General features: G+C 71.6%; 23 protein-coding genes. 11 read left to right on the forward strand and 12 right to left on the reverse strand.

The genetic code is table 11. The features are described 5' to 3' along the window. Positions 1-20: 20 nt before the first annotated feature. From DEJ17_RS00710 to DEJ17_RS00720, 3 genes are read right to left on the reverse strand one after another with little or no spacing between them, the layout of a single operon-like run. Complete coding sequence (locus tag DEJ17_RS00710) at positions 21-977, reverse strand: SURF1 family protein (protein ID WP_110891612.1); 957 nt, start codon at positions 975-977, stop codon at positions 21-23. After that, positions 974-1,282, reverse strand: coding sequence for a hypothetical protein (locus DEJ17_RS00715; protein ID WP_371830589.1), 309 nt, complete (start codon positions 1,280-1,282; stop codon positions 974-976). The genes DEJ17_RS00710 and DEJ17_RS00715 overlap by 4 nt, the downstream gene beginning before the upstream one ends. Then, positions 1,282-1,704, reverse strand: a complete 423-nt coding sequence (locus DEJ17_RS00720) for a DUF3099 domain-containing protein (RefSeq protein ID WP_051596733.1) — start codon at positions 1,702-1,704, stop codon at positions 1,282-1,284. Before DEJ17_RS00720 ends, DEJ17_RS00715 begins: the two co-directional genes overlap by 1 nt. Positions 1,705-1,869: 165 nt before the next feature. Between DEJ17_RS00720 and fabG the strand changes: the two genes are divergently transcribed. Further along, complete coding sequence (gene fabG, locus DEJ17_RS00725; protein ID WP_110891737.1) at positions 1,870-2,583, forward strand: 3-oxoacyl-ACP reductase FabG; 714 nt, start codon at positions 1,870-1,872, stop codon at positions 2,581-2,583. Positions 2,584-2,593: 10 nt separating this feature from the next. Here fabG and serB read toward each other — a convergent pair whose 3' ends face one another. Next, positions 2,594-3,232 (reverse strand): phosphoserine phosphatase SerB, encoded by a 639-nt coding sequence (serB, locus tag DEJ17_RS00730; RefSeq protein ID WP_110891613.1) that lies wholly within the window; start codon positions 3,230-3,232, stop codon positions 2,594-2,596. A gap of 110 nt (positions 3,233-3,342) precedes the next feature. After that, the gene (locus DEJ17_RS00735; protein ID WP_110891738.1) at positions 3,343-4,584 is read right to left on the reverse strand and encodes a glucose-1-phosphate adenylyltransferase; all 1,242 of its coding nucleotides are present in this window, start codon (positions 4,582-4,584) and stop codon (positions 3,343-3,345) included. A gap of 47 nt (positions 4,585-4,631) precedes the next feature. On the opposite strand from DEJ17_RS00735, the gene glgA reads away from it, so the two are divergent. From glgA to DEJ17_RS00750, 3 genes are all read left to right on the forward strand, one after another. Further along, positions 4,632-5,831: a glycogen synthase gene (gene glgA / locus DEJ17_RS00740; protein WP_110891614.1), complete on the forward strand. Its 1,200-nt coding sequence runs from the start codon at positions 4,632-4,634 to the stop codon at positions 5,829-5,831. 9 nt (positions 5,832-5,840) lie between these two features. After that, entirely contained in the window at positions 5,841-6,623 is a 783-nt protein-coding gene (locus DEJ17_RS00745) for an ABC transporter ATP-binding protein (RefSeq protein WP_017887279.1), read from the forward strand. A 102-nt stretch (positions 6,624-6,725) separates the two neighbouring features. Then, the gene (locus DEJ17_RS00750) at positions 6,726-6,974 is read left to right on the forward strand and encodes a type B 50S ribosomal protein L31 (protein WP_017887280.1); all 249 of its coding nucleotides are present in this window, start codon (positions 6,726-6,728) and stop codon (positions 6,972-6,974) included. Positions 6,975-7,153: 179 nt separating this feature from the next. On the opposite strand, the gene DEJ17_RS00755 is transcribed toward DEJ17_RS00750, so the two are convergent. Next, a complete protein-coding gene (locus DEJ17_RS00755; RefSeq protein ID WP_111223637.1) occupies positions 7,154-7,900 on the reverse strand; it encodes a 3'-5' exonuclease in 747 nt (248 codons plus the stop codon). A gap of 35 nt (positions 7,901-7,935) precedes the next feature. Next, a complete protein-coding gene (gene treS, locus DEJ17_RS00760) occupies positions 7,936-9,645 on the reverse strand; it encodes a maltose alpha-D-glucosyltransferase (RefSeq protein ID WP_110891739.1) in 1,710 nt (569 codons plus the stop codon). Between the two features lie 114 nt (positions 9,646-9,759). On the opposite strand from treS, the gene DEJ17_RS00765 reads away from it, so the two are divergent. Continuing rightward, entirely contained in the window at positions 9,760-10,752 is a 993-nt protein-coding gene (locus tag DEJ17_RS00765; RefSeq protein WP_258366580.1) for an alpha/beta fold hydrolase, read from the forward strand. Positions 10,753-10,757: 5 nt separating this feature from the next. Further along, entirely contained in the window at positions 10,758-11,828 is a 1,071-nt protein-coding gene (locus DEJ17_RS00770) for a glycosyltransferase family 1 protein (protein ID WP_110891740.1), read from the forward strand. A gap of 20 nt (positions 11,829-11,848) precedes the next feature. On the opposite strand, the gene DEJ17_RS00775 is transcribed toward DEJ17_RS00770, so the two are convergent. The 3 genes from DEJ17_RS00775 to DEJ17_RS00785 form a co-directional block, all read right to left on the reverse strand. Next, the gene (locus tag DEJ17_RS00775; protein WP_110891615.1) at positions 11,849-12,580 is read right to left on the reverse strand and encodes a hypothetical protein; all 732 of its coding nucleotides are present in this window, start codon (positions 12,578-12,580) and stop codon (positions 11,849-11,851) included. Between the two features lie 78 nt (positions 12,581-12,658). Then, entirely contained in the window at positions 12,659-13,297 is a 639-nt protein-coding gene (locus tag DEJ17_RS00780; protein ID WP_110891616.1) for a histidine phosphatase family protein, read from the reverse strand. Between the two features lie 74 nt (positions 13,298-13,371). After that, complete coding sequence (locus DEJ17_RS00785) at positions 13,372-14,205, reverse strand: Sir2 family NAD-dependent protein deacetylase (protein WP_110891741.1); 834 nt, start codon at positions 14,203-14,205, stop codon at positions 13,372-13,374. A gap of 185 nt (positions 14,206-14,390) precedes the next feature. On the opposite strand from DEJ17_RS00785, the gene DEJ17_RS00790 reads away from it, so the two are divergent. Beyond that, positions 14,391-15,209, forward strand: coding sequence for an RNA methyltransferase (locus DEJ17_RS00790; RefSeq protein ID WP_110891617.1), 819 nt, complete (start codon positions 14,391-14,393; stop codon positions 15,207-15,209). On the opposite strand, the gene DEJ17_RS00795 is transcribed toward DEJ17_RS00790, so the two are convergent. Continuing rightward, the gene (locus tag DEJ17_RS00795; protein ID WP_110891618.1) at positions 15,206-16,438 is read right to left on the reverse strand and encodes an amidase family protein; all 1,233 of its coding nucleotides are present in this window, start codon (positions 16,436-16,438) and stop codon (positions 15,206-15,208) included. The genes DEJ17_RS00790 and DEJ17_RS00795 overlap by 4 nt on opposite strands. Positions 16,439-16,557: 119 nt before the next feature. Here DEJ17_RS00795 and DEJ17_RS00800 point away from each other — a divergent pair, with 119 nt between their 5' ends. Both DEJ17_RS00800 and DEJ17_RS00805 read left to right on the forward strand, forming a co-directional pair. Next, on the forward strand, positions 16,558-17,790 hold the full coding sequence (locus DEJ17_RS00800) for a D-alanyl-D-alanine carboxypeptidase family protein (RefSeq protein WP_181420969.1): 1,233 nt from the start codon (positions 16,558-16,560) through the stop codon (positions 17,788-17,790). A gap of 42 nt (positions 17,791-17,832) precedes the next feature. Next, on the forward strand, positions 17,833-19,167 hold the full coding sequence (locus tag DEJ17_RS00805) for a serine hydrolase (protein ID WP_181420983.1): 1,335 nt from the start codon (positions 17,833-17,835) through the stop codon (positions 19,165-19,167). Between the two features lie 24 nt (positions 19,168-19,191). Here the strand turns inward: DEJ17_RS00805 and DEJ17_RS00810 are convergent, their stop codons facing one another. Beyond that, positions 19,192-19,986, reverse strand: a complete 795-nt coding sequence (locus tag DEJ17_RS00810; protein WP_110891621.1) for an SGNH/GDSL hydrolase family protein — start codon at positions 19,984-19,986, stop codon at positions 19,192-19,194. A 23-nt stretch (positions 19,987-20,009) separates the two neighbouring features. Between DEJ17_RS00810 and DEJ17_RS00815 the strand changes: the two genes are divergently transcribed. Both DEJ17_RS00815 and dinB read left to right on the forward strand, forming a co-directional pair. Continuing rightward, positions 20,010-21,173 carry an acyl-CoA dehydrogenase family protein gene (locus DEJ17_RS00815; RefSeq protein ID WP_110891622.1) on the forward strand — a complete coding sequence of 388 codons (1,164 nt, stop codon included), beginning with the start codon at positions 20,010-20,012 and terminating at the stop codon, positions 21,171-21,173. A 95-nt stretch (positions 21,174-21,268) separates the two neighbouring features. Next, positions 21,269-22,513: a DNA polymerase IV gene (gene dinB, locus DEJ17_RS00820; RefSeq protein ID WP_110891623.1), complete on the forward strand. Its 1,245-nt coding sequence runs from the start codon at positions 21,269-21,271 to the stop codon at positions 22,511-22,513. Positions 22,514-22,570 lie beyond the last annotated feature (57 nt).

A 22,570-nucleotide genomic window follows, 5' to 3' on the forward strand; every position in this document is an offset into this window, starting at 1 on the left:
GCCTCCAGCAGGCGCGCGCGTCAGCGACGGGACGCGATGAGCTCGTCCTCGATCTCGGCGTCGGTCTTCGGTTTCGCGTTCTTGCGACGCTCGCGCTCGAGCGCGCGCTCGCGTTCCTCCGGGTCGTCCTGGTTGAGGTTCCGGTACTCCTGCACCATCACGTACGCCAGGAACCCGAAGCCCCCGGCGGCGAACAGGAACCACTGGATGAAGTAGCTCATGTGCAGGCCGGTGTCGGCGTTCGGACGCTCCCAGCCGAGCGGGCGGGCCTCGGTCGCGGCGGGGGACTCGGAGGCGAGCTGCCCGTACGCTCCGGTCCAGATCGGGTCGTCCACCTTGCCTGCGACGTCCGCCAGCGTGACGGACTGCACCTGGTCGGTGTCCTTCGGGTCCGACCGGCCGGGGATCCGCGGTTCGCTCTGCTGCAGCCGGACGACGGCGGTGACCACGCCGGACGGGGGAGCGGGCACGTGGTCGGGGGCATCCTGGGCATTGCCCGTCGGCACCCAGCCGCGGTCGACGATGAAGGCGCGGCCCTCGGACGTGACCAGTGGGGTCAGGACCTCGAACCCGGGCTGCCCGTTGTGCACCCGGTTGCGGACGAGCAGCTGCGAATCGACGTCGTACCTGCCGGTCACGGAGACCCGGAGCCACTCCTGCTCGTCCTGCCAGCTCGAGGCCTTCGGCAGCGCGCGGTCGAGGGGGACGGGGGTGTGGTCGTAGTTCTGGGCGACCTGCTCGTTCTGTCGGACGGCCTCGTTGCGGCGGTCCCACTGCCACATGCCGAACAGCGCGCACACGATGGCGAAGGCCACCGCGATGGCGAAGTAGCCGAGCCAGCGGCGGCTCCGCACGAAGCGCCAGCCGACGAAGGGTTCGTCCGGGCGGTCCGCCGAGCCGGATCCAGCGGCGACACGCTGCAGCTTCGCCGCGTGCTTGCGGCCGTACCGGGACTGCGGGTCGAAGCCGTCGGTCATCGCGAGGTGCCGGTGGAGCGCACCCCGACGTCGTTCTTCGGCGCAGCGGTCGATTCGCGCTCGTCGTCGAGGTGGTCCACGTCCTCGTGCATGCCGGTGACGCGCACCGGGAACGAGCGGGACCGCAGGTAGTCGGCGAGGAAGTCGCGGTGCTCCTCGCACGCAGCCCAGATCTTCACGCGGTCGATCGCGTGGATCCGGGGGTTGCGCCAGTTCACGCGCCACCCGGCAGTCGACACGCAGCCGGCTCGCGAGCACACCGGGGTGGACCCGGGTTCGGTCTGCAGGTCGAACGTCGCACCCATCAGCGGGGTCCCCACATCTTCGATCGGTCTCCGTTGCGCTGCCACTCGTCCTGGGCGTGCTGCGCCTGCTGGCGCAGGCGGTCCTGCTCGTCGCGGTAGGCCTGCGCCCGGGCATCCTCCTGCTGTTCGCGGAGGCGCGGGTCGACGGCGTCGTAGAGCTCGATCGATCCGGCGGGGGAGATCATGTCGCTCTCGGTCCGGCTGCCGGCGTTCGCGATGACGACAGCGACCCAGGGGATCACCGCGGCGAGGACGATCGGGATGACCGCGAGCCACGAGTGCCAGATGGAGTACACGAGCACGGCGGAGATGAAGAGGACCACTCGGATGGCCATCTGCCAGACGTAGCGGGACAGGCGGTGCGCCCGGTCCTGCTCCGGTGTGTCCGGCAGCGAGGTGATGCTCGTGTGCGTGCTCTTCATACAGATGGTCTCCGTCTACCCGTGGTCAAGCCTAATCCCGCTGGAGGGATCGTGGGTGCGCCGCGCGCGAACCGGCGGGGTGGTCCGCTCCGGTACGCTCGTCCGGGCGTGTCCGCCGGGTCCCCGGCACCGCGTGCCGAGCAGATCCCACCGAACGGAGCGACCATGAGCACCCCCCGTACCGTCCTCATCACCGGCGGCAACCGCGGCATCGGCCACGCGCTGGCCGAGCGGTTCGTCGCAGCCGGCCACCGGGTCGCCGTGACGTCGCGCAGCGGTCAGGGCGGTCCCGAGGGTGCGTTGACGGTGCAGGCCGACATCACCGACACGGCCTCCGTCGACGCGGCGTTCTCGCAGGTCGAGGCCGAGCTCGGTCCGATCGAGGTCCTCGTCGCGAACGCCGGGATCACGAACGACCAGCTGCTCCTCCGGATGTCCGAAGACGACTTCACCAGCGTCGTCGACACGAACCTCACCGGTACCTTCCGGGTCGTCAAGCGTGCGACGAAGGGCATGATGAAGGCCAAGTTCGGCCGCATCGTGCTGATGTCGAGCGTCGTGGGTGCCTACGGCCAGATCGGCCAGGTCAACTACGCGTCCTCGAAGGCCGCCCTGGTCGGCATGGCCCGGTCCATCACGCGTGAGCTCGGCTCGCGCGGCATCACCGCGAACGTCGTCGCGCCCGGCTTCATCCAGACGGACATGACCGCCGCGCTCTCCGACGAGCTGCAGGCCGAGTTCAAGAAGGCGATCCCGGCTGCCAGGTACGGCACCGTCGACGACGTCGCGGACGCCACCCTGTTCCTGGCGAGCGACGGCGCCGGGTACGTCTCCGGCGCGATCATCCCGGTCGACGGTGGCCTCGGGATGGGCCACTAGCCCCCAGGCCTCAGCCGCGCAGGCCGAGCGTCGCGAGCACGGCGGACAGGTCACGGTCGACGACCGCGACGTCCGCCTGCTCCCGCACGCGCGGCTTCGCGTCGAACGCCACCGACAGCGCGGCGACGCGCATCATCTCGAGGTCGTTCGCGCCGTCGCCGATCGCGATGGTCCGTGCCGGGTCGATCCCGTCGGCGTCCGCCCACTCGCGGAGCGCGACGGCCTTGGCGTGCGCGTCGACCACGTCGCCGAGCACGCGGCCGGTGAGCACGCCGTCGGCGACCTCGAGGCGGTTCGCCCGGCAGTGGTCGAGGCCCAGCTGCTCGGCGAACGGGTCGAGCACCTCGTGGAACCCGCCGGACACCACGCCGACGGTGCCGCCAGCGGCGTGCACCCCACGGACGAGCTCGTCGGCACCTGGCGTCACGCGGACCGCCTGCTGCGCGCGGACGAAGACGTCTGCCTGGAGGCCGGCCAGGGTCGCGACACGCTCCCGGAGGCTCTCGGCGAAGTCGAGCTCCCCGCGCATGGCGCGCTCCGTGATCGCCGCCACCTGTGGCCGGGTCCCGGCGCTGTCGGCGAGCAGTTCGATCACCTCGTCCTCGAGGAGCGTGGAATCGGCATCGAGGACGACGAGGAAGCGGAGCACGCACCAACGGTACCGACTGACGAAAGGCACGGCCGCGTCCGTGACGCGAGCCGTGCCTCCAGGCCGACCGTCCGGGGCTGCGCCCCGGGTGCTTGCCCTGTTCGTCGTGCCTACGCTTCGACGCGGACGCCCTTGCCGACCACGGTGATGCCCGACTCGGTGACGGTGAAGCCGCGTGCCTCGTCGGCCTCCCGGTCGACGCCGACCTGCGCACCGGGTGCGAGGACGACGTCCTTGTCGAGGATGGCGCGGTTGACGACCGCCCCGGCGCCGATGGTTGCGCGCTCGAACACGATCGAGTCGAGGACCTTCGCGCCGGAGTCGATCGAGCACCAGGGCCCGATCATGCTGCGCTCGACCTGGGCACCGGACACCAGGCAGCCGAGCGACACGAGCGAGTCCACCGTGGACCCGGTGTTGCCGTTGGCGTCGCGGACGAACTTCGCCGGCGGCAGGTTCGTCTGCTGGTTGAAGATCGGCCAGTCCTGGTTGTACAGGTTGAAGACCGGGACCGGGGCGATGAGGTCCATGTGGGCGTCGAAGAACGAGTCGATGGTGCCCACGTCGCGCCAGTAGTACTTGTCGCGGTCGGTCGAACCAGGAACCTCGTTGCGCTGGAGGTCGTAGACGCCGGCGTCGCCGCGGTTCACGAAGTCGGGCACGATGTCGCCGCCCATGTCGTGGGCCGAGGTCTCGAGCTGGCCGTCGCGCAGGACCGCGTCGACGAGGGCGTCCGCGTTGAACACGTAGTTGCCCATCGAGGCCAGGATCTCGCCGGGGGAGTCGGCCAGCCCGACGGCGTCCTTCGGCTTCTCGAGGAACGCCTCGATCTTCGTGGGGTCGTCGTCGGCCACCTGGATGACGCCGAACTGGTCGGCGAGCCCGATCGGCTGACGGATCGCCGCCACCGTGGCACTGCGGCCGGAGGCGATGTGCGCCTCGACCATCTGGTGGAAGTCCATCCGGTACACGTGGTCCGCACCGACGACGACCACGATGTCGGGTCGCTCGTCGCGCAGCAGGTTGAGCGACTGCAGGATCGCGTCGGCCGAACCGGCGAACCAGCGCTTGCCGAGCCGCTGCTGCGCGGGGACCGACGCGACGTAGGAGCCGAGCAGCCCCTCCATGCGCCAGGTCTCGGCGACGTGCCGGTCGAGACTGTGCGACTTGTACTGGGTCAGGACGACGATCTTCTGCAGACCGGAGTTGACCAGGTTCGACAGTGCGAAGTCGATGAGACGGAAGTTGCCGCCGAACGGGACGGCGGGCTTCGCGCGATCGGCCGTGAGCGGCATGAGTCGTTTGCCCTCGCCGCCGGCGAGCACGATGCCGAAGACCTTCTTTGGTGCCATGCCGCTCACAGTAGGCGTCAGCACTGGGAACCGGTTACGTTGAACCAGTGCGAGTCGATCTGCTGACCAGGGAGTATCCGCCGGAGGTCTACGGCGGAGCCGGTGTCCACGTGTCCGAACTGACCGCCGCGTTGCGGTCGGGGACGGACACGGAAGTCCGTGTCCGGGCCTTCGGGGCCTTCCGTGACGAACCCGACGTGTGGGGCTACCGGACCCCGGACGGCCTCGGGCAGGCGAACGGCGCGCTGCAGGCCCTCGGCACCGACGTGGCCATCGCCGCGGACGTCGAAGGTGCCGACCTCGTGCACTCGCACACCTGGTACGCGAACTCCGCGGGCCGGATCGCGCAGCTGACCTACGGCATCCCGCACGTCGTCACCGCCCACAGCCTCGAGCCGCTGCGCCCGTGGAAGGCCGAGCAGCTCGGCGGCGGCTACCGCCTGTCCAGCTGGATGGAGCGCGAGGCGTTCGAACACGCCGACGGCGTCATCGCGGTCTCGAAGGCCATGCGCGCGGACATCCTGCGCTCGTACCCGTCGATCGACCCGGCGAAGGTGCACGTGGTCTACAACGGCATCGACATCGACGCGTGGAAGCCGACCGTCGACGAGGACGCCGTGCGCGCCCTCGGCATCGACCCGACGCGCCCGAGCGTCGTCTTCGTCGGGCGGATCACCCGGCAGAAGGGCCTGCCGTACCTGCTCCGCGCCGTGGCGTCGCTGCCGTCGGACGTGCAGATCGTGCTGTGTGCCGGCGCGCCCGACACCCCCGAGATCCTGGCCGAGGTCACCGAGCTCGTCGACGGGCTCCGGGCGGAGCGCGAGGGCGTCGTCTGGATCGACCGCATGCTCGCGCACCAGGAGATCGTGAACGTGCTGTCCTCGGGCACCGTGTTCGTGTGCCCGTCGGTCTACGAGCCGCTCGGCATCGTGAACCTCGAGGCGATGGCGTGCGGCATCCCCGTCGTCGGCACGGGCACCGGGGGCATCCCCGAGGTCGTCGCCGACGGGCTCACCGGCCGCATCGTCCCGATCGACCAGGTGCAGGACGGCACCGGCACCCCGACCGATCCCGACCGCTTCGTGGCCGACCTCGCCGCGACCCTCACCGAGGTGCTCGCCGACGAGGGGCTGGCGAAGCTCATGGGACGCGCCGGACGGCTCCGTGTCGAGACCGAGTTCACCTGGGACGCGATCGCCACCAGGACACGGCAGGTCTACGACCAGGTGCTCGGCCGGAACCCGTAGGCTGGTCGCATGCCCTCGGTCGTGCGCTTGTCAGACGTCTCCGTGGTCCGCAACGGGGCCACCATCCTCGACGCGATCTCGTGGGAGGTGCAGGACGACGAACGCTGGGTCGTGCTGGGTGCGAACGGTGCCGGCAAGACCACGCTGCTGCAGGTCGCCGGCGCCCAGACGTTCCCCACCTCGGGTGACGTCGAGGTGCTCGGCACCGAACTCGGCGGCGCCGACCTGTTCGAGCTCCGCCCGCGCATCGGCTTCGCGTCGACCGCACTGGCACGTCGCATCCCGGTGACCGAGAAGGTCATCGACGTCGTGCTCACCGCGGCGTACTCGGTCACGGGCCGCTGGAACGAGGAGTACGAGGAGCTCGACGTCCGCCGTGCGCAGCGCGTGCTCGAGGAGTGGGGCCTGGGGTCCTTCACCGACCGCACGTTCGGCGACCTCAGCGACGGCGAGCAGAAGCGCGTGCAGATCGCCCGTGCCGTGATGACCGACCCGGAGATCCTGTTCCTCGACGAACCGGCTGCGTCGCTCGACCTCGGCGCCCGTGAGAGCCTCGTCCGCACCCTCGGCGGCTACGCCCAGAGCGCGGACTCGCCCGCAATCGTCATCGTGACCCACCACGTCGAGGAGATCCCGGCCGGGTTCACGCACGCGCTCGTCCTCGCCGACGGCCACGTGCAGGCCGCAGGCCCCATCGACGAGGTCCTCACCGACCAGACCCTGACCGAGGCGTTCGGCATCGACCTCTCGGTCACCAAGGACGCCGGTCGCTACACGGCACGCGCCGCGTAGCGCTGCGATCCCGCCGTCTCTCTGGTATCGTGGACGGCTGGCGCAAGCCGACGACTTCCCGCGCAGTTCGCGCAATCCCATCACCGCTATCGAGGAATCTCCATGAAGACCGACACCCACCCCGAGTACCGCGCCATCGTCTTCCGCGACCTGGCCTCCGGTGAGACGTTCCTGACGCGTTCGACCGCGAACAGCGACAAGACCATCGAGCTCGACGGTGCGACCTACCCGGTCATCGACGTCGAGATCTCGTCCGCGTCGCACCCGTTCTACACGGGCAAGCAGCGCATCCTCGACTCGGCCGGTCGCGTCGAGAAGTTCAACCAGCGCTTCAAGGGCTTCAGCAAGTAAGCAGCCCCCACGCAACACTGACGGGCGGTCCTCCTTCGGGAGGGCCGCCCGTTCGCATTGTCCGGCGCGTGTGCGGTGCGGTGTGCCCTGGGACGCGAAACACCGGTGTTCGCGCGTCACACCGCGTTCTGCGGGTGTTCGGCGCGCGAACACCGGTGTCTTGCGGGGGCTGTGCGGGGTCAGGCGCCGTTGCGGTGGGGCCAGCGGCCGTCGGCGGTGAACGTCGGGTCGCGCTTCTTGCGCATGTAGTCCTGGAACGAGGTGGCCTGCTCGGCACACCAGCCGACCTGCTTGCGGTGGAGTTCTTCGGCGGAGATGCCGAGCTCGTCCGGGTACTTGCCTGCGATGGCCTGGGCGACACGCCCGGCAGCGATCGCGTCGGCTCCGGCGTCGTGCGCGTCGTCGAGCGTGACGCCGTAGAGCTCGGACGCGGCTTCGAGCGTGCGCTTGCCCTTGCGGAAGGTGTCGAGCGCCTTGTCGATCACCAGCGGGTCGACGACGTTGCCGATGACGGGGGAGGCGAACCCGTGCCGCTTCGCTTCGCGGTCGAGGACGGTGAGGTCGTACGGGGCGTTGTAGATCACCAGCGGGATGCCCCGGGCGAACACGGCCTCGATCGCGGCGATGATCTCGGCCACGACCTCGGCCGCGGGACGCCCCTCGGCCTGGGCGCGCTCGGTCGTGTAGCCGTGCACGGCGGCGGCGCCCTCGGGGATCGGCACGCCGGGGTCGGCGATCCAGGCACCCTCGACGATGGAGGCCCCGGTCATGTCGATGAGGCCGACGTGGGCTGTGACGATGCGGGCCGTCTCGACGTCGACCCCGGTGGTCTCGAGGTCGAAGACGCCCAGCGCGTGCCACCAGGGGCGACCCGTGAGGTCCTGGGACGGAGCGGGCGCGTCGAGCTGTGCTGTGGGGAACGTCACGCGGTCAGGCTAACGGGACGCACCGACACCCCCGACTACCGGGTCGGCGCGCCGACGTGCAGCCAGTAGAACGACTGCGTGCCCATGGTCAGCGTCACGTTGCCGTCCTCGTCGAAGGACGGGAACGAGCCGCCGCCGAACAGGTCGTAGAGCGGACGCCCCGCGAACTGCGGAGCAGACACCGTGACCGAGGTCGGGTTCGTCGCGAACGAGAACACGCACAGGACGTCCTCGGCGGACGGGCCGAACTGCTGGCCGGAGCCCTCCCACGAGCGGACGAAGGCGAGCACCGAGTCGTTCGAGGTCTCCTGCACGTGCAGGGACCCGAGGCCGAACACCGGGTGGGCCTTGCGCGTGTGGATGACGTTCCGGACCCAGTGCAGCAGCGAGCGGGACTGGGCGAGCTGCGCCTCGACGTTGACCTGCGCGTAGTTGTACACGAGCGACTGGACGACGGGCAGGTAGAGCTTGCCCGGGTCGGCGGTCGAGAAGCCGGCGTTGCGGTCCGGAGTCCACTGCATCGGCGTGCGCGACGAGTCGCGGTCCGGCAGCCAGATGTTGTCGCCCATCCCGATCTCGTCGCCGTAGTACAGGAACGGTGATCCGGGCAGCGAGAACAGCAACGCGTGGATGAGCTCGAGCTCGGCGCGGGAGTTGTCGAGCAGGGGCGCGAGACGACGGCGGATACCGATGTTCGAGCGCATCCGCGGGTCGTAGCCGTACCAGCCGTACATCGCCTGCCGGTACTCCTCGCTCACCATCTCGAGCGTGAGCTCGTCGTGGTTGCGGAGGAAGACGCCCCACGCCGCGCTGGCCGGCACGTCGAGGGTCTCGGACAGGATCGCCTTGAGCTCTGCGGCGTGCTGGGCACGGAGCGAGTAGAAGATGCGCGGCATGACCGGGAAGTCGAACGCCATGTGGCACTCGGGCTCCTCGTCGGTGCCGAAGAACGCCGCTGTCTCGCGCGGCCACTGGTTCGCTTCGGCCAGGAGCACACGGCCGGGGTACTCGTCGTCGACCATCGCGCGGAGCTTCTTGATGAACTCGTGGGTCTCCGGCTCGCCCTCGCCGTTGCCCTCTTCCGACTCGAACAGGTACGGGATCGCGTCGAGCCGGAGCCCGTCGACGCCCATGTCGAGCCAGTGGCGGACGACGTCGTAGATCGCCTCGACGACCGCGGGGTTCTCGAAGTTCAGGTCGGGCTGGTGCGAGAAGAAGCGGTGGAAGAAGAACTGTCGTCGGACCGGGTCGAAGGTCCAGTTGGACTCCTCGGTGTCGACGAAGATGATGCGGATGTTCGAGTAGTCCTCGTCGGTGTCCCGCCAGACGTAGAAGTCGCCGTAGGGGCCGTCCGGGTCCTCGCGGGACTGCTGGAACCACTCGTGCTGGTCGCTGGTGTGGTTGATCACCATGTCGATCACGATGCGCATGTTCCGCTCGTGCGACTTCGTGACGAGCTCGCGGAAGTCGTCGAGCGTGCCGAACTCCGGCAGGATCGCCTTGTAGTCGGCGATGTCGTAGCCGCCGTCGCGCATCGGCGACTGGAAGAACGGCGGCAGCCACAGGGCGTCCACGCCGAGCCACTGCAGGTAGTCGAGCTTGCCGATCACGCCCTGGATGTCGCCGATGCCGTCCCCGTTGGAGTCGACGAACGACCGGATCATGCACTCGTAGAAGACCGAGCGCTTGTACCACTGCGGGTCGAGCGTCAGGCCGGGCAGCTGGATCGGGGCTGTGAAGGTCACCGTGCTCCTCGTCGTCGTCGACGGACCGGTCTTGCGGCCCGCCCCGGACACGATAGGCGCGAGATGCTGCGGGTGTCCGGGGTTTCGTGCGGTTCGCTCCCTAGACTGGCGCGGATGCAACCGCCCGTGCTCTCCCCGTACCAGTCGTTGATGGCCGCCACCCCGGTCGTGCACCGGGCCGTCCAGGTCGACGGCCGGACCACGCACTACTGGGTCTACGGCCCCGATGACTCGGATCGCACCGTGCTCGCCGTGCACGGGTTCCGCGGGGACCACCACGGCCTCGAGACCATCGCCGCGCACCTGCAGGGTGCGCGCGTGATCGTGCCGGACCTGCCCGGCTTCGGCGTGTCCGATCCGCTGCCGGTGTCGGACATCGACGCGTACGTGGTCTGGCTGAACGGGTTCCACGCCGCGCTCGGGCTCGGCCGCGACACCGTGGTGCTCGGGCACTCGTTCGGGTCGATCGTGGTGTCCGCCACCGTCGCCGCCGGGCTCGACACCCGACTGCTCGTCCTCGTCAACCCCATCGCGGCCCCGGCACTGCAGGGACCGCGCGCCGTCGGGACCGCGATCGCGATCGGGTACTACCGCGTCGGCGCGGTGCTGCCGAAGCCGATCGGGCTCGGGATCCTGCGGAACGGCGCGATCGTCCGGGCGATGAGCATCGCGATGCTGAAGTCCCACGACCCCGCCGTCCGCCGATGGGTGCACGACCAGCACGACCGCTACTTCTCGGCCTTCGCGAACCGCACGAGCGTGCTCGAGGCGTTCCGCACCTCGGTCACCCACGACGTCTCCGAGTACGCCGACCGGATCCACGTGCCCGTGCTGCTCGTCGCGGCCGAGCACGACGACATCACCGCCGTCCCCGAACAGCGCGCACTCGCCGAGCGCCTGCGGGACGCCGAGCTCGTCGTGATCCCGGGGGTCGGCCACCTGGTGCACTACGAGACGCCGGCTCCGGCAGCGGCGGCGGTGCTCCGCCGGATGGCGGACACCACCGGGCGCGCCGGACGCCAGGGACGCACCGGACGCGGTGCGGCAGCCACGGACAGCCGAGCGTCGGGGGCGGGGCGGGCCTCCCGGACGGCGGACGCGTCGTGACGCGCCTGCGCATCGGCATCGACTGCCGGTACGTGCGGATCGGCCGGCACGACGGCATCAGCCGGTTCACCGCCGGGGTCGTTGCACACCTGCCTGACCGGCACGAGTACGTGCTGCTCGTCAGCGACGAGCGCCAGCTCGAGTCGCTGCCTCGCGACCTGCCGTGGGAGCTGCTGCCCGCGCCGACCGATGCGGGGGAGCCGCTCGTCGCCCGTCGCGTCAACCGGCTCGGGCTCGACGCGGTGTTCTCGCCGATGCAGACGATGGGGTCGCGGGGCCGCCGGTACGCGCTCGTCCTGACGCTGCACGACCTGATCTACTACCGCAACCGCACGCCCCCGCGGGAGTTCTCGTGGCCGTTGCGGCTCGGCTGGCGGGCGTTCCACCTGTCCTGGGTGCCGCAGCGGTTCCTGCTCAACGGCGCCGACGGGGTGGTGACGGTGTCGGAGACGACCGCCGGGCTGATCGCCGAGCACCGGCTGACGAAGCGTCCCGTGACGGTCGCCTACAACGCGGCCGACCCGGCGACACCGCGCGCGACCGGAGCGCCACGCGAACGCTCGCTCGTCTACATGGGGTCGTTCATGCCCTACAAGAACGTCGAGACGCTCGCGGCGGCGCTCCCGCTCCTCGGGGCGGACTGGACGCTGCACTGCATGTCGCGGGTGTCCGCCGCCGACCGGGCACGGCTCGAGGGACTCGCTCCCGCGGGGGCGATCGTGTTCCACGACGGCGCCACCGACGAGGAGTACCTGTCCGTGCTCCGTTCGGCCACGGCGCTGGCGACCGCGTCGTACGACGAGGGGTTCGGGATCCCGCTCGTCGAGGCGATGGGCGTCGGGACCCCGGTCGTGGTCAGTGACGTCCCGATCTTCCGGGAGATCGGCGGCTCCGCCGCGGAGTACTTCGACGCGGCGTCGCCGTCGGCAGTCGCCGCGGCCGTGCGGCGGGTCGAGGATCGGTGGGCCGAGGCCTCGCGGCAGTCCATCGAGCGTGCTGCACGGTTCCGGTGGCAGGACTCCGCTGAGCAGGTCGTGCGGGCCGTCGAGCGTGCTGTTGGGGACCGGCGGGGCTGACCGCCGCGGCCACGGCGCGATCACTCCGGCGCGATGACCTGCACGTCCGCGCCGGGGAACACCTTCTGCGTCTCCTCGGTCACCCGCGACACGATCGGCGGCACCGCGGCACCCCGACCCGGGGTCCGCACGACGATGGACTGGTCGCCGTCGGCGTCGGAGGCGTCCCCGCCGCGCTCCCACGAGCAGCGGACCTCGGTGACACCGCCGATGTGGTCGAGCGTGTCGGCCAGTGCCAGGCGCTTCGCCGCGACCGCACCGGTTCCGGTGACTCCGATCTGCAGGTTGCCGAGGTCGGCGATCACGACGACGCGGACGCCGTTGCCGCCGGACTCGTCGGCTGCACGGCTGATGGCGGCGACCAGGTCACGCCGGGCAGCGGGGTCGAGCGAGGGATCTGCACGGACCGAGGCGACGGCGTCGTAGCTCGCGAAGGCGGTCTTCGACGGGGCGTGGTGCAGCACCCCGGTGACGCCGGGCAGATCGTCCACGCGCGTGTCGAACCGGTCGAGCGCGATGTCCGGCCGTGGGAAGACCCCGCCGATGCCGTTCTGGACGCTCCCGATGATCGAGCCGAGCACCACGGCGATGACCGCGGCCACCGCGAGGACACTCCCGCCGATGACGAACCAGGTGCGGGCACGCGTGCGCGTGGGGACGCTCGCGGTCTCGGGGCCGAAGACACGGTCGAGGTCGTCGTCCTGTTGCTCGGGGCCGCGCCGGGCCGACCGGTCGGTTCCGTCGTCGGTCATGTGGCTCCCCTCGCACCGGCCCGCAGGCGGTCACGGGGGTGCGCGAGCGGTTCGGGTGTCCCGGAGCCTAGTCCCCGGTCAGCTCCGGCGTTCCAAGGGGTTCTGGTACTCGAACGCCGACCCGCCGGCCGCGTCGGACACGTCGTCGATCGGGTCGTCGAAGCGGACGAGTTCGGCGTGGAAGCGCTCGGGGTCCCACCGGAACGAGTGGATGGAACCGTTCCGGATCGGGGTGTGACGGCGGTCGGCGGTACCGGGGGCGGCGGCGTTCACGACACTGCGGATCACCGCGCCGTGGGTCGCGACCACCACGACGCCCCCGTCGAACCGGACCGCGATCTCGCCGAGGGTCTCGGTGACGCGGGCGAGCAGCGCCGAGCGGGATTCCCGACCGGGGATGTCGTCGTGCGGGTACCGCGCGGACACCTCGTCGTCGGTCAGGCCCTCGGCCTCGCCGTAGGAGCGCTCGGCCAGGCCCGGGTACGCCGTCGGCGCGTCGAGTGCCAGGCGGTCGGCGATGATCGCACCCGTCTCGGCCGCCCGGGACAGCGGGGACGCGACGACGGCGTCGAACGGCCGGCGGGTCAGGAGCTCGGCGGCCTCGGCGGCCTGCCGTCGTCCGGTGTCGTTGAGCGGGATGTCGGTGGAGCCCTGGATGCGGCGCTGCGCGTTCCAGTCGGTCTCGCCGTGTCGGACGAGGTACAGGAGGGTCGTCACCCGTCGATCTTCGCAGACGCGCCCGGCAGGCCCGTCCGGCGGCAGGGCCGGCGGGTCCAGGCAGCCGCGACCGGCTAGTCGGCGGGCGCCGCCGCACTGAGCCGCTCCGCCAGGTGCACGAGCGTCTCGGTGGTGCCGGCGTCGAGCTTCACGGCCGCACGGCGGTCACTGCGGGTCTCTCCCCGGTTCACGATGACCACCGGGTTCTTGCGGCGCGCGGCGTGGTCGACCAACCGCACGCCCGAGTTCACGGTGAGGGACGAGCCGACCACGAGCAGCGCGTCGGCGTCGGCGACGATCGACACGGCCTCGCGGAACTTCTCGGCCGGCACGAACTCGCCGAAGAAGACGACGTCGGGCTTGAGGTCGCCGCCGCACACGGAGCACGCGGGGACGACGAACCGTTCGACGTCGGTGATCTCGACGTCGCCGTCCGGCTGCAGCTGCACCGACCCGGGCGCGTCGATCCAGGGGTTCGCCCGGTCGATGGTGGTGGCGAGGTCGGAGCGGGAGAACACCTGGCCGCACCGCAGGCACACGGCGCGGTCCATCGAGCCGTGGATCTCGACCACGCGGCGGGACCCTGCGCGCAGGTGCAGGCCGTCGACGTTCTGCGTGATGACCCCGGCGACGATCCCGGCGTCCTCGAGCGCGGCGAGCGCACGGTGCCCGTCGTTCGGCACGGCGGCTGCGAAGCTCCGCCAGCCGAGGTGCGATCCCGCCCAGTAGCGCTGCCGCTTCGCGGGGTCGGCCAGGAACTCCTGGAACGTCATCGGCTTGCGCACAACGCGCCCGGCACCGCGGTAGTCGGGGATGCCGGAGTCGGTGCTCAGACCGGCACCGGAGAGCACGGCGATGCGCTTGCCCGCGAGCACCTCGACGACGCGGTCCAGGTCGTCGGCGGTCACCGACCCGGCGGCCGCCCCGGTGGTCGGTCCGGTCGTCGACGCAGCATCATCCAGCACCCTGTTCACGCTACCCTCAACACCCGACCGTCCCGGTCGCTTCCCAGGCGGAGCGGACCATCGGCGGACCCGCCTCAGCGCCGGCCGCCGGACCCACGCCACCCCCGCACCACACCGAAACGAGCCCCGTGCACCCCGTCCGCATCGACTCCCTCGACGATCCCCGTCTCGACGACTTCGCCCGGCTCACCGACGTGGCGCTCCGCCGGGTCTCGGAGCCCGAGGGTGGCCTGTACATCGCCGAGTCGAACACGGTCATCGAGCGTGCGGTCCGAGCCGGTCACGTGCCGCGGAGCATCCTTGTGCAGGAGAAGTGGCTCGACAGCGTCCTGCCCCTGGTCGCGGAGCACGACGGCCCCGTGTTCGTCGGTGCCGACGCCCTGCTCGAGGAGCTCACCGGCTTCCGGATGCACCGTGGTGCGATCGCCGCGATGCAGCGCCCCGAGCTGCCGAGCGTCGCCGACGTGGTGCGGGACGCGAAGGTCGTCGTCGTGCTCGAGGACATCGTCGACCACACGAACGTCGGCGCGGTGTTCCGCAGCGTCGCCGGCCTCGGGGCCGACGCGGTGCTCGTCACTCCGCGCTGCGCCGACCCGCTGTACCGCCGGAGTGTCCGGGTGAGCATGGGCACGGTCCTGCAGGTGCCGTGGACCCGCATCGGCGACTGGCCCGCGGCGGGCGAGGAACTCCGCGCGCAGGGCTTCCACCTGGCGGCGATGGCGCTCACCGACGAGTCGGTCGACCTCGACGCCTTCGTGGCGGACCTGCCCGACAAGGTCGCGCTCGTGATGGGCACCGAGGGGCAGGGGCTCACCCCGGCCGCGATCGGGTCGGCCGACACGACCGTCCGGATCCCGATGGCGCACGGCGTCGACTCGCTCAACGTGGCCGCGGCGAGCGCCGTCGGTCTGTGGGCGGTCACCCACGCCCGGCGGGTCGCCTCCTAGCGCACCACCGAGACGGTCGGGAGGCCCGGGGCGGCCTGGTCCGGCAGCATGCTGCCGGCGCGGATCACCAGGGCACGGTCGGTGCCCGGTCCGCCGACCAGGCACACGCCGACGGGGGCTCCGTCAACGGTCATCGCCGGCGCGCTCACCGCGGGGAGCCCGCCGACGCTGGCGAGCGCGGTCATCGCCGTGGTGGCGGTCCGGGTGCCCTCGAGCGCAGCGGTGTCCGCGTGGAGCAGTGGTGCGGGCCCGGGGACGGTCGGGAACAGCAGGGTCCGACCGTCCAGGGCACGGCGGATCGTCGCGCGGACCTCGTCGAGATGGGCCACGGCGTCCGCGGTGGCGTCGGGATCGTTCGCCCGTGCCGCCCGGAACCGGTCGCCGACGACGGTGCTCATGGCGCCCGGGTGCGCGTCGATCCAGGGGCCGTGGGCGGCGAGCGCTTCGGCGGCCTGGACGAGCCGCATCTGCTCCTGCAGCGCTGTGGCGTCCGGGACGCCGAGGTCGCGCAGTCGGACGCTGGCGACGGGTTCGTCGAGCGTCTCGACGAAGGCGGTGAAGGCCCGGGCGGTGTCCGGTTCGACGAGCGCGACCAGTTCCTCGGGGACGACGAGCACGGTCGCGTCCTCCGGCCCGTCCGACGGGTGCGGGACGGTGGCGCCGAGGGCGGCGAGCAGCACCTCGGGAGTGCGGGTGAGCCAGCCGACGGTGTCGAACGACGGCGCCAGGGGGAGCAGCCCGTCGCGGGGCACCGTGCCGTGGGTCGTCCGGAGGCCCCAGAGTCCCTGGTACGAGGCGGGGACCCGCACCGATCCCGCGGTGTCCGTGCCGATCCCGATCTCGGCCATCCCGAGGCCGACGGCCGATGCTGATCCGCTGGACGAGCCTCCGGGCAGTCGGGTCGGAACCGCGCTGTTCGGCGGCGTGCCGTGGTGTGCGTTCCGCCCCGTCAGGTTGTACGCGAACTCGTCGGTGCGCGCGATCCCTCGGATCGAGGCGCCGGCGGCGAGGAGCGCGCCGAGCGCTGCGGCGGCCTCGGTCTCGACCGGTGCCTCGCGCAGGTACGTCGGGTTGCCCGCGCCGACCGGTTGGCCGGGGACGGCGTAGAGGTCCTTGACGGCGACGGTCAGGCCGTCGAGCGGTCCTGCGGCGGTGGCGGCGACGAGTGGGGCGCCGACGGCCCGCCAGACGGTCGGGTCGACGTCGTGGCCGTTCCGTACTCCGTGCATGTCCCGACGGTAGGGGACGGTCGGTCCGATCGGCGGCTGGTACCGCCGACTGTTACCTGCTGGACACACGGGGCGTCCTCGCAGCAGCGGCTGCACCGCCACCGGTACGCTCGGGTCCCGTGCCACGAGTCGTCCGCCGCCCCCGCTCCGCCGTCCGGAGGCCGGTCACGATCTCGGTGGTCGCCGTTCTGCTCCTGGTGGCCGGCTACCTCGTCGCCGCGGCCGTCGTGCCGTTCGGCCCGGCGAGCGCCAGCACCACCACGTACTCGGCACCGAAGACGACCGTCCCGGCGCTGAGCTTCCCGGGGTACGGCGCGACGGCGGTCGAGGCGACCGACTTCCCGGAGAGCCTGCGCACCAGCGGCGACACGAAGCCCCGGTCGATCGCGAGCATCACGAAGGTCGTCACGGCGCTCGTGGTGCTCGACGAGAAGCCGATGGCCGCGGGGGAGTCCGGCCCGTCCATCCGCTTCACCAGGCAGATGGAGGGCCTGTACGCCAAGTACGCGGCGCAGAACGGCGAGGTCGCCCCGATGCCGGCCGGTCTGGAGCTCACCGAGCACCAGGCGTTCCAGGTGATGTTGATGAAGTCGGCGAACAACTACGCCGGCGCACTCGCCATCTGGGCCTTCGGGTCGATCGCCGCCTACGAGCACGCGGCGAACGACTGGCTCGACGAGCACGGCCTCGACGACACGACGATCCACGAGCCGACCGGACTCGATCCGGACAACACCTCGACCGCCACCGACCTGGTCGAGCTCGGACGGCTCGCCTTGGCGAACGCGGTGGTGAAGGACATCGTCGGCACCCGGGACGTCACGATCCCGACGGTCGGCGAGATCGAGAACTCGAACAAGCTCCTCGGGCTCGACGGCATCGAGGGGATCAAGACCGGCACCCTCGACGAAGCGGGCGCCTGTCTGCTGTTCGCGGCGACGTACGAGCGCGGTGGCAGGGACGTCACCGTCGTCGGTGTGATGCTCGGCGGTGTCGACCACGACTCCCTCGACGTCGACGTGCAGCGGTTGCTGCGGTCCGTGGCGGACAACTTCCAGGTGGTGACGCTCACCCACCAGGGGCAGACCTTCGGCACCTTCTCGACCCCGTGGCAGGACGAGGCCGACGCGGTCACGACGAAGGCGGCCGAGGTGCTCGTGTGGGGCAAGACCACCGTCACCGCGAAGGCGAAGCTGCAGCAGGTCACCTTCGGCACGAAGGGCGAGCGGGTCGGGCAGGTCCGGTTCCGCATCTCGGACCACGACCCGGTCACGGTGCCGCTCGTGCTCGAGCGCACGATCGACGACCCCGGTGTCTGGTGGCGCTGGACGAACCCGTTCCAGGGGGCGTGACGCCCGTCGGCCGCCGACCGTAGAGTCGGTCGGGTGACGACGATGACGACGTTCCCCCGGACCACCCCCGCCGCCCTCGGCATCGATCCCGGCGGCGTGACCGCCCTGCTCGACGCCCTCGAGTCCACGCCCGACGTCGAGCCGCACAGCATCATGCTGCTCCGGCACGGCCAGGTGGCGGCCGAGGGCTGGTGGCAGCCCTTCGCCGCCGATGGCGTGCACCTGCTCTACTCGTTGAGCAAGAGCTTCACCGCGGCCGGGGTCGGCATCGCCGTCAGGGCGGGCCTGATCGACCTCGACGCCACCGTGCTGTCGTACTTCCCGGAGCTCGACGCCGACGTCACCGACGAACGCAGTCGCCGCATCCGCGTCCGGCACCTGCTCGCGATGGCGAGCGGTCACCGCGAGGAGACGATCGACCGCGCCGAGGCCCTCGACCCGACGAACACGGTGCGCGGGTTCCTGCTGCTCCCGCCGGACGAGGAGCCCGGCACGGTCTTCGCCTACAACCAGCCGTGCACGTACACCCTCGCCGAGATCGTCCGGCGGGTGACCGGTGGTTCCCTCGTCGCGTGGCTCCGCCCGCACCTGCTCGACCCGCTCGGCATCGACGACCTCGCCTGGCGCCGCGACGACACCGGCGCGGAGCTCGGGTACAGCGGGTGCTACGCCCCGACCGACGCGGTCGCGAAGCTCGGCCAGCTGTACCTGCAGGGCGGCGTCTGGGACGGCGAGCGGATCCTCGACGCCGACTGGGTCGAGCAGGCCACCAGCACGCAGGTCGCCAACCCGGACGAGGCCAACCCCGACTGGTCCAAGGGCTACGGCTTCCAGTTCTGGATGGCCCGCCACGGCTTCCGCGGCGACGGCGCCTACGGTCAGTTCTGCGTCGTCCTGCCGGAGCAGGACGTCGTGCTCGCGATGACCGGCCAGAGCCTCGACATGCAGGCCGTCCTCGATGCGGTCTGGCAGCACCTGCTGCCCGCCGTCGACCGCACGCCCGACGCGGCACCGGCGTCCGCCCTGGAGGCCCGGCTCGCCTCCCTGGGACTGCCCGCCGTGGACGGTGGTGCGCTGCAGGGCCTCGCCGACGTCGGTCCGCTGGCCCGCGACGGCGACGGGTGGCGACTCACGCTCGCCGTCGACGGCGGCTCGCTGTCGGTGCCGGTCGGGCAGGGGGAGTGGGCCGTCGAGGGCCCGCTCGCCGCGAGCGGTGCCGTCCAGGACGACGGGACGGTCCGTGTCGACGTGCGGTTCGTCGAGACCCCGCACCTGGCACACGTCCGGATCGACCCCGCCACCGGTTCGACGACGACGAGCTGGCAGACCGAGCCGCTGCACGACGGCCCGCTCACGCTGCGGCGGCCCGCCGACTGAGGACGTGGCCTCCGGGACTCGCGACTACGGGGTGTCGGAGGGGTGCTCGGTGACGATCTGCAGCTCGGGTCGCTTCGCCGACACCCCGTCGCCGGACGAGGTGTGCCTGATGCGCCGGACGACCCACGGCACCAGGTACTCCCTGGCCCAGCCGAGGTCCTCGGCGCGGGCCTCGCGCCACGGCCGAGCCTCGAGCGGGTCCGGGTTGAACGGTTCGAGTCCGTGCGGCACGCCGAGCGTGTCGAGCACCGCCGCGGCGATCGTCGAGTGGCCCATCGGGGAGTGGTGCAGGCGGTCCGGAGCCCACATCCGCGGGTCCCGGAGCACCCGGAGTGCCCACGTGTTCGCGACCAGGGCGCCGTGCTTCAGGGCGATGGCGTGCAGGTTCTCGTTGTAGATCGCCGTCTTGCCGCGGACCATGCCGAGCACCGGGGTCATCCCGACGTCAGGGCCGGTGAACAGCACGACGGTGGCTCCGTCGCGGCGCAGGTCGGCGACGAGCCGGTCCACGCGCTCGGCGAGCTCGTCCGGGTCCGAGCCGGGGCGGATGATGTCGTTGCCGCCGGCGGACACCGTGATCAGGTCCGGGTGCAGGGCGAGGGCGGCCTCGGCCTGCTCGTCGATGATCTGCTGCAGCAGCCGCCCGCGGATCGCGAGGTTCGCGTAGGCGAAGTCGTCGGTCTGGTGTGCGAGCACCTCGGCGACGCGGTCCGCCCAGCCGCGGTTGCCGCCCGGGACGGTGGGGTCGGGATCCCCGATCCCCTCGGTGAACGAGTCACCGATCGCGACGTACCTGGTCCAAGGATGACGATCTGACACGTTCCGGACCCTAGTCTCGTGGCATGACGAAGGCCAACACGGACGCCGTCGGCTGGTCTGTGCCGGACGAGCTGCTCGACCGCATCGCCGAGCGCGCCCCCGGCTACGACGCCGCGAACGCGTTCTGCACCGAGGACCTCGACGAGCTCCGCGCCGCCGGCTACCTGCGGATCGGCGTGCCCGTCGAGCAGGGTGGGGCGGGCCTCGGCCTCCGTGGCACCGCGCGGGTGCAGCGCGCCCTCGCCCAGGCCGCGCCGGCGACGGCACTCGGCCTCGGCATGCACCAGGTGTGGGTGCAGGCGGCGCGCGCCGTCCGTGCGCGAGGTGAGTCGTTCCTCCAGGCCGTCACCGACCACGCTGCGGACGACCAGCTGCTCGCCTTCGGGGTGAGCGAACCCGGCAACGACGCCGTGCTGTTCGACTCGTCGACGACGGCGGAGCCGGACGGCGACGGCGGGTACCGGTTCACCGGGACGAAGGTCTTCACGTCGCTCGCACCGGCGTGGGACGTCATGAGCGTGTTCGGCAAGGACACCTCGGGGCCGGAACCACGGCTCGTGCACGGGTTCGTGCTGCGGTCGGACGGCGACGTCGAGCACCTGGACGACTGGGACACGCTCGGGATGCGCGCGACGCAGAGCCGCACGACCAAGCTGCACCGTGTGCACGTCCCCGCCGACCGCATCGTCCGGTCGCTGCCGGTCGGGCCGAACCAGGACCCGCTCGTGTTCGGGATCTTCGCGTCGTTCGAGCTCCTCATCGCGTCGGTGTACGCCGGGGTCGCGGAGCGGGCGATCGTGCTCGCGACGGCCGCCGTGGCGGGTCGCACCGCGGCCGACGGCACCAGGCGGTCGCAGGACCCCGACGTGCGCCGGGCGATCGCCGACCTGCGCGGTGCGGTCGACGCGATCACGCTGCAGGTCGAGTCGCTGGCGCGGTCGGTCGACGAGCTCGACGACCTCGGAGCCCGCTGGTTCCCGCTGCTCGTCGGCACGAAGGCGCGCGCGGTGGACACCGCGCGGCACGTCGTGGACGAGGCCATGCGCGTCGTCGGCGGCTCGGCGTTCCGGTCGTCGAGCGAGCTGGCGCGGCTGGCGCGTGACGTCCGGGCGGGGCAGTACCACCCGTCGTCGCGGGACTCCGCGGCGCGGACGATCGCCGCGTCGGTGCTCGGCCCGCTCGGCTGAGCGCCGCGCTCGGGCGACCTCGCACGGAGCGTCGGGGCCGCGGCACGGAGCGGCGGAGGCGCGGCGATGTCGGCGGCGCCTGGCATCATCTCGGTGTGAGCAAGCAGGACGGACGGAACCGCCTCGTCTCCGACGCACCGGTGGACGACGTCTCGGCGACCGTGCTGCACGTCGACATGGACGCCTTCTTCGCCTCCGTCGAACTGCTGGACCGCCCCGACCTCGTGGGCCTGCCGGTCATCGTCGGGCACGACTCCGACCGCTCCGTCGTCACCGCGGCCACCTACGAAGCCCGTCGCTACGGGGTCAACTCCGCGATGCCGATGGCCGTCGCCAAGCGCCGCTGCCCGAACGCCGTCATCGTCGAGCCGCACTTCGAGAAGTACAAGGCGAAGTCCGCCGCGGTGATGGCGATCTTCGACCGGTTCACCCCGCGGGTCGAGCGGCTCGGCATCGACGAGGCCTTCCTCGACGTCGCCGGCGCCCTCCGCCTGTACGGCACGCCGTGGCAGATCGGCCAGGCGATCCGCCGCACGGTCTTCGCCGAGACCGGCCTGCACTGCTCTGTGGGTGCAGCGTCGACCAAGTTCGTCGCGAAGCTCGCCTCCAGCCGGTCGAAGCCGGACGGCCTGCTCGTGGTGCCCGCTGCCGACACCGTGCCCTTCCTGCACCCGCAGCCGGTGTCCGCGCTCTGGGGCGTGGGCGGCAAGACGCAGGAGACGCTCGAACGCCGGGGCATCCGCACGGTCGGCGACCTGGCGAACACCCCGCTCGGGTCACTGGTATCGGCACTCGGGCCAGCCGGCGGCCAGCGGCTGCACGACCTGTCCTGGGGCCGCGACCCGCGCGTCGTCGACACCGGCGTCGGCGAGAAGTCGATCGGGCACGAGGTCACGTTCGGCCGCGACCTGACCGAGCGCGACGACGTCGCCCGCGAACTCCTCCGCCTGGCCGACAAGGTCGCCGTGCGTCTGCGGCAGGCCGACGTGCAGGCCCGGACCGTCGCGCTCAAGGTCCGGTACACCGACTTCACCACCCTGACCCGGTCGCGCACCCTGGCGGAGCCCACCGACGTCGCGAAGCGCCTGCACCGCGAAGCCGTCGAGCTGTACGACGTGCTGCACCGACCGGGCAACCAGATCCGGCTGATCGGGGTGCGCGGCGAGAACCTCGTGCCCGCGGCCGCGAGCAACGCCTTGTGGGACGACGACGCGCCGTGGCGTGACACCGAGACCACGGTCGACGCGGTCGCCGCGCGCTTCGGCGCCGGCGTGCTGCGTCCGGCATCCCTGGTCCGCCGGACCCCTGACGGCGGCGTCCCGCACGCTCGGCAGGACTGACGGTGGCGGTAGAATCGGGTTCAGTGAGCGCAGCGGAGTACGAAGACCAGCAGCCCG

The sequence above is a fragment of the Curtobacterium sp. MCSS17_011 genome, from assembly GCF_003224275.1.
Taxonomy (GTDB): Bacteria; Actinomycetota; Actinomycetes; order Actinomycetales; family Microbacteriaceae; genus Curtobacterium.

Coding starts and splice junctions, on each gene's coding strand:
- DEJ17_RS00720 (WP_051596733.1), bottom strand. CDS start 1,704: ATGAAGAGCACGCACACGAGCATCACCTCGCTGCCGGACACACCGGAG.
- DEJ17_RS00805 (WP_181420983.1), top strand. CDS start 17,833: ATGACGACGTTCCCCCGGACCACCCCCGCCGCCCTCGGCATCGATCCC.
- DEJ17_RS00750 (WP_017887280.1), top strand. CDS start 6,726: ATGAAGACCGACACCCACCCCGAGTACCGCGCCATCGTCTTCCGCGAC.
- DEJ17_RS00765 (WP_258366580.1), top strand. CDS start 9,760: ATGCAACCGCCCGTGCTCTCCCCGTACCAGTCGTTGATGGCCGCCACC.
- fabG (WP_110891737.1), top strand. CDS start 1,870: ATGAGCACCCCCCGTACCGTCCTCATCACCGGCGGCAACCGCGGCATC.
- DEJ17_RS00795 (WP_110891618.1), bottom strand. CDS start 16,438: ATGCACGGAGTACGGAACGGCCACGACGTCGACCCGACCGTCTGGCGG.
- DEJ17_RS00775 (WP_110891615.1), bottom strand. CDS start 12,580: ATGACCGACGACGGAACCGACCGGTCGGCCCGGCGCGGCCCCGAGCAA.
- DEJ17_RS00745 (WP_017887279.1), top strand. CDS start 5,841: ATGCCCTCGGTCGTGCGCTTGTCAGACGTCTCCGTGGTCCGCAACGGG.
- DEJ17_RS00715 (WP_371830589.1), bottom strand. CDS start 1,282: ATGGGTGCGACGTTCGACCTGCAGACCGAACCCGGGTCCACCCCGGTG.
- DEJ17_RS00815 (WP_110891622.1), top strand. CDS start 20,010: ATGACGAAGGCCAACACGGACGCCGTCGGCTGGTCTGTGCCGGACGAG.
- DEJ17_RS00710 (WP_110891612.1), bottom strand. CDS start 977: ATGACCGACGGCTTCGACCCGCAGTCCCGGTACGGCCGCAAGCACGCG.
- DEJ17_RS00735 (WP_110891738.1), bottom strand. CDS start 4,584: ATGGCACCAAAGAAGGTCTTCGGCATCGTGCTCGCCGGCGGCGAGGGC.